Raw genomic sequence first — 16,684 nt, forward strand, 5'->3', positions numbered from 1 at the left:
GTTTCCTGTCAAGATGGCGCTCGAGGCGGCGTCGAGGCGCGGCCCGCGATCCCCCCTCCTCCGCAGCCGCCCACCCTCGAGCCCCGCATGAGCATCCGCCCCGACGTCCTCGCCGCCATCGGCGCAACGCCGCTGATCCGCTTGCACCGCGCCTCCGAGGAGACGGGCTGCACGATCCTCGGCAAGGCCGAGTTCCTGAATCCGGGCCTCTCGGTGAAGGACCGCGCCGCGCTCTCCATCGTGCGCGACGCCGAGGCACGCGGCCTGATCCGGCCCGGCGGCACCATCGTGGAGGGCACCGCCGGCAATACCGGCATCGGCCTCGCGCTCGTGGCCTCGGTGCGCGGCTACCGCACCGTCATCGTGATCCCGGAGACGCAATCGGCGGAGAAGAAGGAGACGCTGCGGCTCGCCGGCGCCCGCCTCGTCGAGGTCCCGGCCGTGCCCTTCGCCAACCCGGACAACTACGTCCACGTCGCCCGCCGCCTCGCCGAGCGCCTCGCCGCCACCGAGTCCGCCGGGGCGCTGTTCGCCAACCAGTTCGACAACCTCGCCAACCGGCAGGCCCACGTGGAGACCACCGGGCCGGAGATCTTTTCGCAGACGCAAGGGGCCGTCGACGGCTTCGTCTGCGCGGCCGGAACGGGCGGCACGCTGGCCGGCACCGCCGAGGCCCTGCGGGCGCGGAAAGCCGGCCTGCGCATCGCCCTGTCGGACCCCGAGGGCTCGGCGCTGCACGCCTACTACACGACCGGCACCCTGAAGGCGGAGGGCTCCTCGATCACCGAAGGCATCGGCCAGGGCCGGGTGACCGCCAACCTCGACGGCTTCCGGCCGGACCATTCCTACCGCATCCCGGACGCGGAGGCCCTCGACATCGTCTTCCGCCTGATGCGGGAGGAGGGCCTGAGCCTCGGCGGCTCGTCGGGCATCAACGTCGCCGGGGCGATGCGGCTCGCCCGCGAGCTCGGGCCGGGCCACACCATCGTGACCATCCTCTGCGACGGCGCGGCGCGCTACGCCTCGAAGCTCTTCAACCCGGACTTCCTGCGCGGGCGCGGGCTGCCGGTGCCGGCCTGGCTCGAGGCTGCGCCGGGCGACCTGCCGGATTGGCGGGCCCAGGCCCCCGCCTGACCGGGCCCCGCGGACCGCACGGCCAAGATTCGAGGCGGGGTTGAACGAAACGGTGCCGGGGACGTTCGACCCGTTCCGCTCACGCCGATCCGGTTGGGCGCAATCAGAGGCGCCGACCCATGACCTTGACCACCATCCTCCTGATCATCCTGATCCTCGCCGTCCTCGGCGGCGGCAACTTCCTCGGCGGCGGCGCCTATCGCGGGCCGAGCTTCGGCCTCGGCGGCCTCCTCGTGATCATCTTGATCATCCTCCTCGTCACCGGCCGAATCTAGCCCCCGCCCAACCCCGACCCTGTCAGCGCGGGCACTCGATGGCGACGACCGCGCCCGACAGGGTCGCGGCCACCGCCCCGAGCGAGCCCGGCGCCGCCTTCGCAGCGGGTGACGGCGCGGGCGAAACGCCGTTCTCCGCCAGGAAGGCGGTCACCGCCTCGGCGGGCACCAGGGCGTAGCTCGTCGGCGGCGCGACGCCGGCGATCAGCCGGGCCGCCGCGGGGAAACGGGCGACGAGGCCAACCAGGGCGCCGGACCGGTCGAGGACCGGAGCGCCCCCCGCCCCGGGCTGAAGCGGCGCGAAGACACGCGCGCCCTCGCCGGCCGAGGCGGGGGCTACGGTCACCGTGCCGCTCGCCTCGGCCCCGAGTGCCACTAGCGGATCGCCGGGGGCGGTCGGTCCGGTCCGCATCGGCGGGGCGGCGCCCTTTGCCGCCGATGCGGCCTCGAGCAGGGCGAGGTTTCTCGCCGGGTCCCGGACCGCGATCCGCGCCGCCCCCCCGCCGATCCTCGGATTCGGGCAGGTCTCCAGCGCGGCGGCGGCCGTCAGGATGCGGCCGGAGCCGACGGCGAGGCCGGTGGCCGACGGCGAGGCCCGGGTCGCGACCGGGGGGAGGACGGGCGGCGGAGCCTTCGCCGTGGGAGCGGCGACGGGCTCCGCGCCCGGGAAGGGCATGAAGCTGTTGGCCACCGCGATGACGATCCGATCGGTGTCCGCCGCCAGCGCCTTGTCGTAGCCGAAGGTGAAGCCGCGGATGCCCTCGGACCCGGCGGCGTAGCGGATGTAGGACTTGCCCGTGGGCGTCTCCGCCGTCACGACAAGGAAGTCCGGCCGCTTGAGCTTGTAGGTGACCTTGCGCTCGGACAGCGGCGCGGTGATCCGCGCGAAGATCGCGTCGAGATCGGTCTCGCCGGGGGCGAACGACTTCGTGTCGAGGGTGATGCGGCCGTCCGCGCTCTGCCAGCGCGTCCCGCCCGCCTGCGTCGTCCGCTTCGGGAGCAGGCGCTCGGGCACGCCGAGGACGATCCCGCTGACGGGGTCCGGCTTCACGATGAAGCGGGCCGCGTTCCGGGCAGCCTCCCCGGCCGCGAGAATGGCCCGCCGGCCCTTTGCGTCGGGGATCTCGGTGCCCGTCGCGCCCGAGCGCTTGGCCCAGGCGAGCAGCGCGTCGTAGGTGCGCCGTCCGAAGGTGCCGACGACGGTGCTGTTGTAGTCGCCCGTCCAGACGAGCGCGTCCTGCAATGCCTTGCGCTCGGCCTCGGGCAGGGCCTCGAAGGCGAGCCTGGCGGCCTCGAAGGCCGGATCGGGTGCGGGTGCGGGCCTGGCGGCGGGGTTGGGGGCGGCTGGCGCCTGGGCGCTCGCGTAGCCCGCGAGCAGGAGTCCGAGGAGGCCTGCAAAGCCCCCGATTCGACCAAGACAGGCCATCCGCCGCGATCTCCATCCGCCGCCATCGCAGCTTTGGCAGAGCGCCCCCTCCAACTCCAGCCCTTGTTGATCCATGGGGTGCCGAGCGGCACCAGCCCGGCGTTGCGGCCCTCATCCGAAGTGCTAGGGTCCGGTCCTGCGCTCGAGCTTGACTCGGCGGCGGACGATGGAGCGGACGATGTCGGGATCAATCAGGTTCGGGCGTCTGGGACTTCTCGCCCTGGCGCTGGCGGCCCTCGCGACGCCGGCCCCCGCGCAGAACCCACCGATGCCGGCGGCCCGCACGGCCATGAAGGCCCTCCAGAAAACCTTCCTGCGCGAGGATCTCGCCAGTGACGGCGTCAGGCTCGAAGCCGCCCTCAGGAGCGAAGCTGGCTCGCTCGCCCCGTCGAAGACCGCGGCCCAGCATCGCGAGGCCGGCGACGCCCTTGTCGAGGCCGAGAAATCGGCCGAGGCCCTGAAGCTCTTCGCCGCCGCGATCAGTGCCGACCCGTCCGATCCGGAGAACTGGATCGCCTATGCTCGCGCTGCGAGCACGGTGGGCACGGACGACAGCAACACCGATTATTCCGGCCGCGTGCGCCTGCGCGGCAATGCGCGGGCCGCCGCCTACCAGGCCTATCTGCGCGCCCGCGGCGCGGCCGCGGAGGCCGACGCGCTCTCGGTGCTCGGCGAGATCTACGCCGATTCCTCGGAATGGCGCGCCTCGCTCGAAGCCTATCGCGCCAGCCTCGCGCTCGCCGAGGTCGCCGAGGTCCGCGAGACCTACGAAGCCTTACGCGCCGAGCATGGCTTCCGCATCCTCGACTACAAGGTCGATTCGGACGCCGCCGCCCCGCGCGTCTGCTTCCAGTTCTCGGAGAGCCTCGCACCGAAGACCGACTTCACGCCCTTCGTCGCGGTCTCCGGCGCGGCCAATGCGGCGGTGACGGGAAGCGGCCAGCAGGTCTGCGTCGACGGCCTCAAGCACGGCGAGCGCTACGCCTTGGTCGTCCGCCAGGGTCTGCTGTCCAGCGTCGGCGAGACGCTGCTCAAATCGGCCGATTACGAGGTCTATGTCCGCGACCGCTCCCCCCAGGTGCGGTTCACCGGGCGCAACTACGTGCTGCCGCGGACCGGCCAGGCCGGGGTGCCAATCGTCTCCGTCAACGCGCCGAAGCTCGATGTCGAGGTGCTGCGTATCGGCGATCGCGGCCTGCTGCCATCCCTGCGCTCCGAGGAATTCTTAAGCCAGCTCAGCGGCGTGACCGCCAAGACCATCGCCGACCAGAAGGGCGTCAGCGTCTGGAAGGGGACGCTCGACACCGCAAAGGCCGACCTGAACCAGGAGGCGGTGACCGCCTTCCCGGTGCTCCAGGCGGTCGGCAAGCTGGAGCCCGGCATCTACATCATGCTGGCCGAGGCCAGCGGCGCCGCGGCCGGAATCGACGAGGAGGGCGGCTACGAGGCGAAGGCCACGCAATGGTTCGTGGTCTCGGATCTCGGGCTCACCGCCTTCAAGGGCGGCGACGGCGTCCACGTCTTCGTCCGCTCGCTCGCCAGCGCCAAGGCCCTGTCCGGCGCCGAGATCCGGCTCATCGCCCGCAACAACGAGGTGCTCGCCACCGCCAAGACCGATGCGCAGGGCCACGCCGCCTTCGCGCCGGGACTCGCCCGCGGCGACGGCGGCATCGCGCCGGGGCTCGTCGTGGCGCAGGTCGGCGACGATTACGGCTTCCTCGACTTCGGCCAGACCGCCTTCGACCTCACCGACCGCGGCGTGAAGGGCCGCCCGGCGCCCGGGGCCATCGAAGCCTACGTCTTCCCGGAGCGCGGCGTCTACCGCTCGGGCGAGACGGTTCATCTCACCGCGCTCCTGCGCGACGCGCAGGGGATCGCGGTGCCGGGGCTGCCGCTCACCCTCGTGGTCAAGCGCCCCGACGGCGTCGAGTACCGCAGGACGCAGGTCGCCGATGGCGGGATCGGCGGGCGCGTCGTGCCCATGCCCCTGATGCCGGGCGCCATGCACGGCACCTGGCGGGTTGCCGCCTATACCGACCCGAAGGCGCCGAGCCTCGGCGAGGCGAGCTTCCTGGTCGAGGATTACGTGCCCGAGCGGCTCGAGGCGGTGCTCACGAGCGCGAGCCCGACGCTGCGCAAGGGCGAGCCGGCCAAGGTCGAGGTGGCGGCCCGCTACCTCTACGGCGCGCCGGGCGCCGGGCTCGACGTCTCGGGCACGATCCTGGTCCAGGCCGCGTCGGGAAGCGGCATCAAGGGTCTCGACGGCTTCTCGATCGGCCTCGACGACGAGAGCGTCGAGGCGAGCTCCGCCGAGATCGAGGCCCGCGCCACGACCGACGCCAAGGGCAACGCCACCCTCGTCGTGCCGGTCCAGGCGCTGCCCGCGCCGCGCGCCACCGAGGCGAAGATCACCCTCCAGGTCGGCGAGCCGGGCGGCCGCGCGCTCAGCCGCAGCCTGACGCTGCCGATCTTGCCGGACGGGCCGGTGCTGGCGATCCGCAAGAACTTCTCGGGCGACCTCGCGGAGGGCGGCAGCGCCGGCTTCGACGTGGTGATGGCCGCCCCCGACGGGCGCCGCCTCGCGCAAGCGGGCGTGACCTGGACGCTCTCGCGGATCGAGAAGAACTACCAATGGTACCGCGAGAACGGGCGCTGGGCCTTCGAGCCCGTGACCGCGACGCGGCGCGTCTCGGACGGGCGGCTCGACCTCAGCCCCGACGCGCCGGGCCGGATCAACGCCAGCGTGACCTACGGGACCTATCGCCTGGAGACGCAGGTTCCCGGGCAGCCCGGCGCGAGCGCCAGCGTGACCTTCACCGTGGGCTGGGGCGGCGCGCAGACGGCCGAGGTGCCCGACATCCTGGATCTTCGCCTCGACAAGCCGACCTACGCGGCGGGAGAGACGCTGCGCGCGAGGATTCAGCCGAGATTCGCCGGCACCGCGACGCTGGCGGTCGTCAGCGACAAGGTCCACGCGATCCTCGACCTCGCCGTCCCGGAGGGCGGCACGACGGCCGCGATCCCCGTCAAGGCGGAATGGGGCTCGGGCGCCTACCTCGTGGCGACCGCCTACCGCCCCCTCGATCAGGCGGCCAAGCGCCTGCCCGGCCGGGCGCTCGGGCTCGCCTGGTTTTCGGTCGACCGCGACAAGCGCAGCCTCGACGTCCGCCTCGACGCGCCGGCCAAGACACGGCCACGCGAGACCCTGACCCTGCCGATCCAGCTCACCGGCTTGAATCCCGGCGAGGAGGCGCGCGTCACCGTCGCGGCGGTGGATGTCGGCATCCTCAACCTGACCCGCTACGTCGCTCCGGACCCCTTCGGGCACTTCTTCGGCCAGAAGGCGCTCGGCCCCGAGGTCCGCGACCTCTACGGATACCTCATCGACGGCATGCAGGGCACGCTGGGCGCCATCCGCTCGGGCGGCGACGGGGCCGCCGAGCTCTCCGACTCGCCCCCGACCCAGGCGCCCGTCGCCCTGCATTCGGGCGTGGTGACGGTGAGCCCCGACGGCAGCGCGCGCGTCACCTTCCCGCTGCCGGCCTTCAACGGCACCGCGCGGGTGATGGTGACGGCCTGGAGCCGGACGAAGGTCGGCGCCGCCCAGGCGGACGTGGTCATCCGCGATCCCGTAGTGCTGACCGGCACCCTGCCCCGCTTCCTCAATGTCGGCGACCGCTCCCGCTTCCACGTCGCCATCGACAACGTCGAGGGCGCGGCGGGCGATTACACGGTCGACCTCGACCTCGCCGGTCCCGTCCTCGTCGGGGCGGACGCCGTCCGCCGGACCCTGCGGCTGGAGGCCGGCGCCAAGGGCGCGCTGACGATCCCGATCACCGCCGCCGGGCCGGGCGTGGCCCGGCTCGACGTCACCCTGTCCGGCCCCGGCATCGCGGGCAGCGTCGGCCAGAGCTTCTCGCTCGCCGTCTCACCCGGAACCGGCGCCCTCGTGCGCCGGACCGTGCGTCCGCTTGAGCCCGGCGCCAGCCTGCAGCTGACGAACGAACTCCTGGCCGACATCCTGCCCGGCACCGGAAGCGTCTCGGTCTCGGCCTCCACGCTCGCGGGCATCGACGTGCCGGCGCTGCTGCTGGCGCTCGACCGCTATCCCTATGGCTGCTCGGAGCAGACGGTGAGCCGGGCGATGCCGCTCCTCTACGTCAACCGCCTCGCCTCTCTCGATAAGCTCGGCCTCGACGACAAGGTCGACGAGCGGGTGCGCGAGGCGATCGAGCGGGTGCTCGCCCGCCAGAACTCGGCGGGCGATTTCGGCCTGTGGTCGGCCGGCTGGTCGAGCGACACTTGGCTCAACGCCTACGTCACCGACTTCCTGACGCGGGCCCGCGAGCGCGGCTTCGCGGTGCCGCAGGTCGCGTTCTCCAGCGCGCTCGACCGCCTGCGCAACGCGGTCGCCAACACCACCGAGGTCCGGGACGGCGGCATGGACATCGCCTACGCCGCCTACGTGCTCGCCCGCAACGGCCGCCCGGTGATGGGCGACCTGCGCTACCTCGCCGACACCAAGCTCGGCGATTTCGCGACGCCGCTGGGCCGGGGCCAGATCGCGGCGGCCCTGGCGCTGCTCGGCGACCGCGGCCGCGCGACCAAGGCCTTCGACTCGGCGCTGACCGCGCTCAAGGCGAGCAAGGAGGCGGGGGGATACCGCGCCGATTACGGCTCGCGTCTTCGCGACGGCGCCGGGCTCCTCGCGCTCGCCGCCGAGACCGGGCTGCCCCGGGAGACGATCCAGCCGCTCGGGGCGGTCGTCACGCAGGAGCGCGCCAGCGGGCGCCCGACCAGCACCCAGGAGAATGCCTGGATGGTGCTGGCGGCGCAGGGCCTGTCGAAGGACGCGGAGGCGATGAGCTTCTCCGTCGACGGCGCCTCGCAGCCCGGCGCGCTCGCCCGCACCATCAAGGGGCCGGCGCTGGACGCCAAGCCGGTGACCATCGTCAACGAGGGCCGAGGGCCGGCGCAGGTGGTGGTCAGCGTCGCCGGCAACCCGATCGCGCCGGAGCCGCCTGAGGCCCGCGGCTACACGATCGAGCGGACGTTCCACCGCATCGACGGCACGGCGGTCGATCCGGCCCAGGGCATCCGCCAGAACGATCGCCTCGTGGTCGTGCTCAAGGTGACGGAGGCCAAGGCCAGCGCCGGGCGCCTGCTGCTCGTCGACCGCCTGCCGGCCGGCCTGGAGATCGACAATCCGCGGCTGCTCGATGCCGACGGGCTGGCCGGCCTGAGCTTCGCCAAGACCGAGGTGAAGCCGGTCCACACGGAGTTCCGCGACGACCGCTTCGTCGCGGCCTACGAGCGGACGCCCGAGCAATCGGCCTTCTTCACCGCCGCCTACACGGTCCGGGCCGTCTCGCCGGGGACCTACGTCCTGCCGGCCGCGACGATCGAGGACATGTACCGCCCCGACCGCTTCGGCCGCACGGCGTTCGGCTCGGTCGAGGTCGGCGGACCGAAATAGGGGAATGAGCACAGGCCGCTCCGGCGCGCTTCCCTCCCCCTTGTGGGGAGGGGTCAGGGGTGGGGGTGGTTCCGCTGGCCTCCGCAGCAGGGTCACCCAGCCACCCCCACCTCCAACTCCTCCCTACAAGGGGGAGGAGAGGCGCGCGATTTTCCTGAAGGGGGCTCTCGCGATCGTCTTGGCGGCGGTCGTTTGTCTCCTCGCCCTCTGGCGCTTCGCCGCGACCCTCCCGCCCCTCGACCTGACCCAGGCCGGCCTCCGCTCGACCGTCATCCTCGATCGCGACGGGCGGCTGCTGCGCCCCTACGCCACCCCCGACGGACGCTGGCGATTGCCGCTGGCGCCCGGCGAGGTCGATCCGCGCATGCTGGCCATGCTGTGGGCCTACGAGGACCGCCGCTTCGAGAGCCATCCCGGCATCGACCCGGTCGCGATCCTGCGCGCCGCCCTGCAACTCGGCCTGAACGGCCGCATCGTCTCCGGCGGCTCGACCCTGTCGATGCAGGTCGCCCGCCTCGTCGAGCCGCGCCCGGAACGCTCGCTCGCCGCCAAGCTCCGCCAGATGGTGCGCGCGGTCGAGCTCGAACGGCGTCTCGGCAAGGAGAGCGTGCTCGAACTCTACCTGGCGCTCGCCCCCTATGGCGGCCCGGTGGAGGGCCTGCGGGCGGCGAGCCTCGCCTATTTCGGGCGCGAGCCGGCGCGCCTCTCCCACGCCGAGGCCGCGCTGCTCGTCGCCCTGCCCCAAGCCCCGGAGGCGCGGCGGCCCGACCGATTTCCGGAGCGCGCCGGCCGCGCCCGCGACCGGGTGCTCGACATCGCGGCGCAGCGCGGCGTGATCACCCAGGCCGAGGCGCAGGCCGCCAAGGCCGAGCCGGTCCCGGCCGCGCGGAAACCCTTCCCGATGCTGGCCGCCCACGCGGCCGACGCGGCGACCGCTCTCGATCCGGACGCCCGCGTACAGCGCCTGACGATCGACGGTCGCCTACAGGCGACCCTGGAAGCGCTTGCCACCGAGCGGGCGAACGCGGCGGGGCCCGGCCTCTCCACGGCGATCCTCGCCATCGACAACCGCAGCGGCACTGTCCTCGCGCAGGTCGGCAGCCCGGGCTATCTCGACGCCTCGCGCTCCGGCGCGATCGACATGACGGCGGCGATCCGCTCGCCGGGCTCGGCCCTAAAACCCTTCATCTACGCGCTCGCCTTCGAGAACGGCGTCGCGCATCCCGAGACCCTGCTCGACGACCGGCCGGTGCGCTTCGCCGGCTCCTACGCGCCGGAGAACTTCGACCTCAGCTACCAGGGCACGGTGACGGCGCGGCGCGCGCTTCAGCTCTCCCTGAACGTTCCGGCCGTCGATCTCCTGGAGACGGTGGGTGCCGCCCGCTTCGTGGCGCGCCTGCGCGCGGCGGGCGCCCGGATCGAGCTGCCGCGCGAGGCGCCGCCCGGCCTGCCGGTGGCGCTCGGCGGCCTCGGCATCACGCTGACCGACCTCGCTCGGCTGTTCTCAGGGGTCGCCCGGGCCGGCAGCGTGCCGAACCTCGTACGCCGCCTCGACGGCCCGGAGGCGACGCCGAGCGCGGAGGGCCGCATCGTCGAGCCGATCGCCGCCTGGTACGTCGCCGACATCCTGCGCGGGGCGCCCCCGCCGGACACGGCGCTGCCGGGCCGGATCGCCTACAAGACCGGAACCTCCTACGGTTACCGCGACGCCTGGGCCGTCGGCTTCGACCGGCGCGTCACCATCGCGGTCTGGGTCGGGCGGGCGGACAACGCGGCGGTGCCCGGCCTCGTCGGGCGCCTGGTGGCCGCGCCGATCCTGTTCGACGCCTTCGCCCGCTACGGCGGCGAGCCCGAGCCGGTCGCGGTGGCGCGCGAGGCGCTGATCACCACCACGCTCGGCCTGCCGCCGCCGCTCCGCCATATCCGGCGGGACGTGCCGAAGACCTTCGCCGCGACGCTCGGGGTGCCCCTGAAGATCGCCTATCCGCCGGACGGCGCCCGGGTCGATCTCGGCCTCGCCGAACCGGGGTCGCGCGGCAGCCTCGCCCTGAAGGCGCTGGGCGGCGTGCCGCCGCTGACCTGGATGGTCAACGCCCTGCCCGTCGCGGAGGGCGCGCGGCGGCAATCCGAATGGCACCCGGACGGCGCCGGCTTCGCGCGGATCTCGGTGATGGACGCGACGGGCGCGAGCGACAGCGTCGTGGTGCGGTTGGAGTAGCTTGATCGGATGACCCACTGCCACCCGCGCGGGTCTCTCCTCCCCCTTGTGGGGAGGAGATAGGAGGTGGGGGTGGTTCCGCTTGGTGAGCGGCAGGGTCGCCCAGCCACCCCCACCCCGAACCCCTCCCCGCAAGGGGGAGGGGAAGCGCCCGGCCCCTCAATCTGCGAACCGCCAGACATGGCTGCGCTTGATCTCCGCATCCTCCAGGGACCGGCTGACCGGAACCTCGTAGGTGGCGAGCGTCTCGAGCCGCTCGCGCGGCAGGTAGGAGCGGCCGGGGTCGCCGATCAGCACCGTCGCGCCGCCGGCATGAAGCCGGGCGAGCCAGGCGGTCACGCGGGCGGCGAGGTCGCGTTCGTAGAAGATGTCGGCGGCGAGGACGATGCCGTCCGGGTCGCTGCCGATCAGGTCCCCGCGGACCGCCCGGATCCGGTCCGCGACGCCGTTCGCCGCGGCGTTGAGGCCGATCGCCTGGATTGCGAAGGGATCGAGGTCGCTCGCCCTGACCGCGCTCGCCCCGGCCTTGGCCGCCGCGATGGCCACGAGCCCCGAGCCCGAGGCGAAGTCGAGGACGGACCGGCCTGCGACCGTGTCGGGATGGTCGAGGATGTAGCGGGCGAGCGCCTGCCCGCCCGCCCAGGCGAAGGCCCAGAAGGGCGGCGGCAGGCCGATCTCGGCGAGCTCCTCCTCGGTCTTCTGCCAGAGCGCGGTCGCCTCGTCGGCGACCTGGAGCAAGATCTCGGGCGCGTGGGGCACGGGCCGGGCCCGCGTGTTCGCGCGGATGAAGGCCAAAGCCGCCGTGGGTTCGATCACGGCCCGACGAGCTCGGCGTAGATCGCCCGCACGGCCCCCGCGACGGCGGCCTCGGTGAAGCCGCCTTCGATGACGCGGGCGCGGGCGGCCGTCCCCACTCGGGCGACCGCCTCCGGATCGGCGGCGAGCCGGATCAGCGCGGCGGATAGGGCCGCGACACTCCCCGGCGGCACGAGCACACCCTCGACGCGATCGCGGATCAGCGCCCGGCAGCCCGGCACGTCGGTGGCGACGAGGCCCCGGCCGCAGGCGGCGGCCTCGAGCAACGTGCGCGGCAGGCCCTCCCCGCCGCGGGAGGGCAGGCAGGCGAGGTGATGCGCGGCCCAGACGCGGCTGACGTCCTGCGTCGGCCCGTGCCAGGCGATCCCGTCGCGGCTCCATTCGCGCAGGGTCTCCTCGGGGATCGCGCGGCGGTTCGAGGGATCGGGCGCGCCGTAGAGGGAGAGCGCGACCGGGCTGCCCGCCGCCCGCGCCTCGCGCACGGCCTCCACCGCGACGTCGATCCCCTTCGACCACAGCATCCGCGACACGATCGCGACCCGCAGCGGCGGCGCGGGCGGCAGCGGCGCGGGCCGGTGGGCGTCCGGGTCGATGCCGGCCCCGCCGACGATGGTTACGGCCGTGTCGGCCGGATCGAGCCCGAAGGCGCGGGCATCGTCCGGGTTCTCGAACAGGAAGCGCGTCCGGCCGGTGGCGAGGGGTCCCCGGATCAGGTGGCGGAGCGCCGTGCGGGCGAAGCGGCCGGCCGCGTCGCTTCGGGCCCCGAGCAACCCGAGCCCGGTCGGCGCGTAGACCCGGGCGGGCACGCCCGCCATCGCCGCCGCGGTGCCGCCGACGAGGATCGAGCGGAGCGCGATGCAATGGACGATGTCGGCCTTGAGCGCCTTCAGGATCGAGGCGAGCTGGCCCGCCGCGTAGCCCGCCGCCATCGGGTTCAGGCTGGAGCGCTCGTCCTCCAGCGGCACCACCCGGACGCCGACCGCCTCGATGGCGCCGCGGTGGTCGCGCACGCGGGTGACCACCGCGACCGACAGGCCCATCGCCACGGCCGCCCGCGCCATCGGCAGGAAGTGCGAGGCGAAGAACCAATCCTCGGTGACGACGAAGACGAGGGTCTTCGGCGGCGTCGGCTCTGAGGGGGTGGGCCTGTCCATGGGCAAGGCTCTAGCATGGAGCGCTCACGCGGGAGATGGCGAATGGCGGACGCGGCCGAGCAACTGACGATCCGGGCCTTCACGGAGGCGGACCGGGGCGCGGTCAAGGATCTCTGGCGCGCCTGCGGCCTCATCGTCCCGCACAACGACCCCGACCGCGACATCGACGGCGCCGCGGGCAAGCCGAACTCGGACATCCTGGTCGGCCTCGCCCCCGACGGCCGGATCGCCGCCTCCGTCATGGTCGGGCACGACGGGCACCGGGGCTGGCTCTACTACGTCGCCGTCGCCCCCTCGCGGCAGGGGCAGGGCCTCGGCCGCGACATCGTGGCGTCGGGCGAGGCCTGGCTGCGGGCAAAGGGCGTGCCGAAGGCGCAGCTCATGATCCGCGAGACGAACCTCGCGGTGCGCGACTTCTACGCCAGCCTCGGATGGCGGCCGATCCCGCGCCTCGTCATGGAACGCTGGCTCTGAGCCTTCGCCGCCTCGGAACAGGGCGCGACCGCGCCCGGTTGCTTGAGGCAGAGGCGGGGAGGTTCGGGATGTTGTCGGAGTGCGAGGGGAGCTCGGCCGGAATCGCCGATCCGCGCGAGGCCGCCAGGGAGGCGGGTCTCACCTATGTCGACGACGGGATGCCCGGCCTGACGCGGCGCAAGTCCGGCACCGGCTTCAGCTACCGCGACGCCAAGGGCGAGCCCGTGCGCGACCCGGCGACCCTGGCCCGGATCCGCTCGCTCGCGATCCCGCCCGCCTATACCGATGTCTGGATCTGCCCGCGCGCCAACGGCCACATCCAGGCCACCGGCCGCGACGCCAAGGGCCGCAAGCAGTACCGCTACCACCCGGATTTCCGGCAGGCGCGGGAATCGACGAAGTTCGAGCACATCATGGCCTTCGCCGATGCGCTGCCGGGTCTGCGCGCGCGGATCGACCGCGACATGAAGCGTCCCGGCCTCTCCCGCGAGAAGGTGCTGGCGACGGTGGTCCACCTCCTCGAGACCACCCTGATCCGGGTGGGCAACGACGATTACGCGAAGTCCAACCGCAGCTACGGCCTCACCACCCTGCGCAATCCCCACGTCAAGGTCGAGGGCACGGAGCTGAAGTTCCGGTTCAGGGGCAAGAGCGGCAAGACCTGGAATCTTTCGATCAAGGACCGCCGGGTCGCCAAGATCGTGAAGGCCTGCCAGGAGCTGCCGGGCCAGGAGCTGTTCCAGTATCTCGACGAGGAGGGCGAGCGCCGGGACGTCACCTCGGCCGACGTCAACGCGTATCTGCGCGAGATCACCGGCCAGGACATCACGGCCAAGGATTTCCGGACCTGGGCCGGGACGGTGCTGGCGGCGCTGGCGCTGCAGGAATTCGAGGCCTTCGACAGCGAGGCCGCCGCCAAGCGCAACCTGCGCGCCGCGATCGAGGGCGTCGCGGCGCGGCTCGGCAACACGCCGACGATCTGCCGCAAGTGCTACATCCACCCCCAGGTGCTCGATAGCTACGTCGAGGGCGCCCTGCTGCTCCAGGTCAAGGATGCGGTTGAGGACGAGTTGCGCGACGACCTGGAGCGCCTCAGGCCAGAGGAGGCGGCGGTCCTCACCCTGCTTCAGGGCCGTCTCGCCGCGGCCGAGGCGGCGTCCCCGGCCGGCAAGTCCCGCCCGCTGAGAGCGGCCCAGGGCAAGGCGGAGGGGACGAGGAAGCGCCGGGCCGCAGGCGGTGACGTCCCGAGAGCCGTCGCCTCCTGATCGCACTGCGACGCCGCGGCCCGCACGTCGGGATGCGGCCGCCACGGATATCGGTTAAGTCATCTCGCGACGGTCCCACGACGCCACGAATCCGGGAACAAGCCATGGAAGTCGACGCGCTGCTCCTCTCGCGCATCCAGTTCGGCTTCACGATGGCCTTCCACATCATCTTCCCGGCCTTCACGATCGGGCTCGCGAGCTTCCTCGCCCGGCTCGAGGCGCAGTGGCTCTGGACCGGCAACACGATGTACCGGAACCTCTACAAGTTCTGGGTCAAGGTCTTCGCGGTCTCCTTCGGCCTCGGCGTCGTGTCGGGGATCGTGATGAGCTACCAGCTCGGCACGAACTGGTCGCGCTACTCCGACTTCACCGGCAACGTGCTCGGGCCGCTGATCCAGTACGAGGTGATCACGGCCTTCTTCCTGGAGGCCGGCTTCCTCGGGATCATGCTGTTCGGCTGGGACCGGGTCGGCGACCGGCTCCACTTCGTCTCGACCTGCATGGTCGCCTTCGGCACGCTCGTCTCCGCCTTCTGGATCCTCTCGGCCAATTCCTGGATGCAGACGCCGGACGGCTTCGTCGTCGAGAACGGCCGGGCCGTGGCGACGGATTGGATGAAGGTGATCTTCAACCCGTCCTTCCCGATCCGCTACGCCCACATGGTGATGGGCTGCTTCCTCACCACCGCCTTCGCGGTCGCGGGCATGTCGGCCTGGATGATCCTGCGCGCGCGCAAGGAGCCGCCGGAGAAGGTCGCCGGCGCCCGCCTGTCGATGTCGATGGCGCTGTGGTTCGCGGTGATCTGCGCGCCGATCCAGGCGGTGATCGGCGACGGCCACGGGCTCGCCGTGCTTAAGTACCAGCCGACCAAGCTCGCCGCGATCGAGGCGAACTGGGACCGGCAGGCCAACATGCCGCTCCTGCTCTTCGCGATCCCGAACGAGAAGGAGGAGCGCAACGACTTCGAGATCGGCATCCCGAAGCTCGGCAGCTACATCCTGACCCACGACTTCTCGGGCGTGATCCCTGGCCTGAAGGACGTGCCGCGCGACCAGCGCCCGCCGGTCTGGCCGGTCTTCTACTCGTTCCGGATCATGGTCGCGATTGGCCTAGCGATGATCTTGATCGGGTTCTGGAGCCTGTACCTGCGCTGGCGCGGCACGCTCTACACCAACCGGACCTTCCTCACCTGCACCATGCTGATGACGCCCTCGGGCTTCGGCGCCGTGCTGTTCGGCTGGTTCACGGCCGAGATCGGCCGCCAGCCCTGGATCGTCTACGGCCAGATGCGGACGGCGGACGCGCATTCCCCGCTGACGGTGAACGCGGTGACGACCTCGCTGATCGCCTTCCTGATCGCCTACACCTTCATCTTCGGCTTCGGCAGCTACTACCTCGCGAAGCTGCTGCGCAAAGGGCCCGAGCCGCTCGAGGAGGCGATCCGCGGTGGCGACGTGTCCCAGAAGCCCAAGCGCCCGCTGTCGGCCGTCGACGAGGACCTCAAGCCGAACCCGGCCTGAGCGCTTCGACGACGATCAAGCCTCCTCAGAACCGCGCGGCCGCCTCGATCCGGGCGTGACGAACCGGCCCCTCCCCCGCGCCGCGCCGTGCCGGCTCGGTCTCGAGGACGGGCGCGAGGCCCAGGGTCCGGGCCAGCGAGACGAGGTCCTTGAGACGGCCCGTCTGGGTCTTGCGGCGCAGGTTGAGCCGGTGGGTCTCAACCGTGCGGACGCTCAGGCTGAGGCGGCGCGCCACCTCCTTGTTGCTGAAGCCGGCGCTGAGGAACCGCAGGATCTCCGCCTCGCGCGGCGTCAGGCTGTCGCTCGATTCCAGGCTGCGGGGCGCGCTGTCCTGCACGGCCGGCGACGGGGCGCTGCGCGCCAGCGCGAGGACGAGGGCGCAGACCTCGCGGGGCGGCACGCCACGGGCGACGAAGGCATCGGTCCCGGCGTCGAGGAGGCGGCGCAGATCCTCGCCGCCGAGCGCCTGGAAGGCGACCAGGATGCGAAGGCGCGGCTGGCGTTCCCTCAAGCCCGCGATCCGCGCGATGGCGACGTCGACGAGCGCGTCCCGGACGAAGACCAGGGCGACGGCGTTCATTCCGGCGACCGCGCCGCCGAGATCAGCCTCGCCGAATGTGTGAAGCGCCGGTTCGTGCTCGAGGGTCGCACGCCAGGTGGAACCGAGATCCTCCGGCTCGTCGATGATCAGTACCCCTACGGCGTCGTTCATGCCGCTCACCCCTTTCTTGTCCCATCGCGGCACATCGCGATCGGGATGGGAAAGAGAGGATCAAGACTCGTTCCAGGAGTTTCTTGCTTCGATTTCACCTAGACTCGGGCGGAGGTGCACCAAGACTCGCGAAAACTTCGGGATTCAGGAGGCCGGTAAGGTTAAAGGCTGTGCCGCGAAGGCACAGGCCCTGATGGTTGGTCCATCCACCCAC

General features: G+C 72.4%; 11 protein-coding genes. 7 read left to right on the forward strand and 4 right to left on the reverse strand.

Going from position 1 to position 16,684, the window contains the following annotated elements:
• The first annotated feature begins 87 nt into the window (after positions 1-87).
• Together MFF55_RS06925 and MFF55_RS06930 are read left to right on the forward strand one after the other, a co-directional pair.
• Positions 88-1,134 carry a cysteine synthase A gene (locus tag MFF55_RS06925; RefSeq protein ID WP_238243350.1) on the forward strand — a complete coding sequence of 349 codons (1,047 nt, stop codon included), beginning with the start codon at positions 88-90 and terminating at the stop codon, positions 1,132-1,134.
• Positions 1,135-1,253: 119 nt separating this feature from the next.
• The gene (locus tag MFF55_RS06930; protein WP_238243351.1) at positions 1,254-1,409 is read left to right on the forward strand and encodes a DUF3309 domain-containing protein; all 156 of its coding nucleotides are present in this window, start codon (positions 1,254-1,256) and stop codon (positions 1,407-1,409) included.
• A 22-nt stretch (positions 1,410-1,431) separates the two neighbouring features.
• Here MFF55_RS06930 and MFF55_RS06935 read toward each other — a convergent pair whose 3' ends face one another.
• Positions 1,432-2,835: a trypsin-like peptidase domain-containing protein gene (locus MFF55_RS06935; protein ID WP_238243352.1), complete on the reverse strand. Its 1,404-nt coding sequence runs from the start codon at positions 2,833-2,835 to the stop codon at positions 1,432-1,434.
• A gap of 178 nt (positions 2,836-3,013) precedes the next feature.
• On the opposite strand from MFF55_RS06935, the gene MFF55_RS06940 reads away from it, so the two are divergent.
• Positions 3,014-8,311 carry an alpha-2-macroglobulin family protein gene (locus MFF55_RS06940; RefSeq protein WP_238243353.1) on the forward strand — a complete coding sequence of 1,766 codons (5,298 nt, stop codon included), beginning with the start codon at positions 3,014-3,016 and terminating at the stop codon, positions 8,309-8,311.
• 4 nt (positions 8,312-8,315) lie between these two features.
• Positions 8,316-10,529 (forward strand): penicillin-binding protein 1C, encoded by a 2,214-nt coding sequence (gene pbpC / locus MFF55_RS06945; RefSeq protein WP_238243354.1) that lies wholly within the window; start codon positions 8,316-8,318, stop codon positions 10,527-10,529.
• 159 nt (positions 10,530-10,688) lie between these two features.
• Here pbpC and MFF55_RS06950 read toward each other — a convergent pair whose 3' ends face one another.
• Positions 10,689-11,345 carry a class I SAM-dependent methyltransferase gene (locus MFF55_RS06950; RefSeq protein WP_238243355.1) on the reverse strand — a complete coding sequence of 219 codons (657 nt, stop codon included), beginning with the start codon at positions 11,343-11,345 and terminating at the stop codon, positions 10,689-10,691.
• Positions 11,342-12,499 carry a glycosyltransferase family 4 protein gene (locus tag MFF55_RS06955; RefSeq protein ID WP_238243356.1) on the reverse strand — a complete coding sequence of 386 codons (1,158 nt, stop codon included), beginning with the start codon at positions 12,497-12,499 and terminating at the stop codon, positions 11,342-11,344. Before MFF55_RS06955 ends, MFF55_RS06950 begins: the two co-directional genes overlap by 4 nt.
• 42 nt (positions 12,500-12,541) lie before the next feature.
• Between MFF55_RS06955 and MFF55_RS06960 the strand changes: the two genes are divergently transcribed.
• From MFF55_RS06960 to MFF55_RS06970, 3 genes are all read left to right on the forward strand, one after another.
• Positions 12,542-12,973, forward strand: a complete 432-nt coding sequence (locus MFF55_RS06960; protein ID WP_238243357.1) for a GNAT family acetyltransferase — start codon at positions 12,542-12,544, stop codon at positions 12,971-12,973.
• 68 nt (positions 12,974-13,041) lie between these two features.
• The gene (locus MFF55_RS06965; RefSeq protein WP_238243358.1) at positions 13,042-14,238 is read left to right on the forward strand and encodes a DNA topoisomerase IB; all 1,197 of its coding nucleotides are present in this window, start codon (positions 13,042-13,044) and stop codon (positions 14,236-14,238) included.
• Between the two features lie 104 nt (positions 14,239-14,342).
• Positions 14,343-15,758, forward strand: a complete 1,416-nt coding sequence (locus MFF55_RS06970) for a cytochrome ubiquinol oxidase subunit I (protein WP_238243359.1) — start codon at positions 14,343-14,345, stop codon at positions 15,756-15,758.
• A gap of 25 nt (positions 15,759-15,783) precedes the next feature.
• Here the strand turns inward: MFF55_RS06970 and MFF55_RS06975 are convergent, their stop codons facing one another.
• Positions 15,784-16,470: a LuxR C-terminal-related transcriptional regulator gene (locus tag MFF55_RS06975; protein ID WP_238243360.1), complete on the reverse strand. Its 687-nt coding sequence runs from the start codon at positions 16,468-16,470 to the stop codon at positions 15,784-15,786.
• Positions 16,471-16,684: the final 214 nt, after the last annotated feature.

Origin of the sequence: Methylobacterium iners (assembly GCF_022179305.1) — a bacterium.
Lineage (GTDB): Bacteria > Pseudomonadota > Alphaproteobacteria > Rhizobiales > Beijerinckiaceae > Methylobacterium > Methylobacterium iners.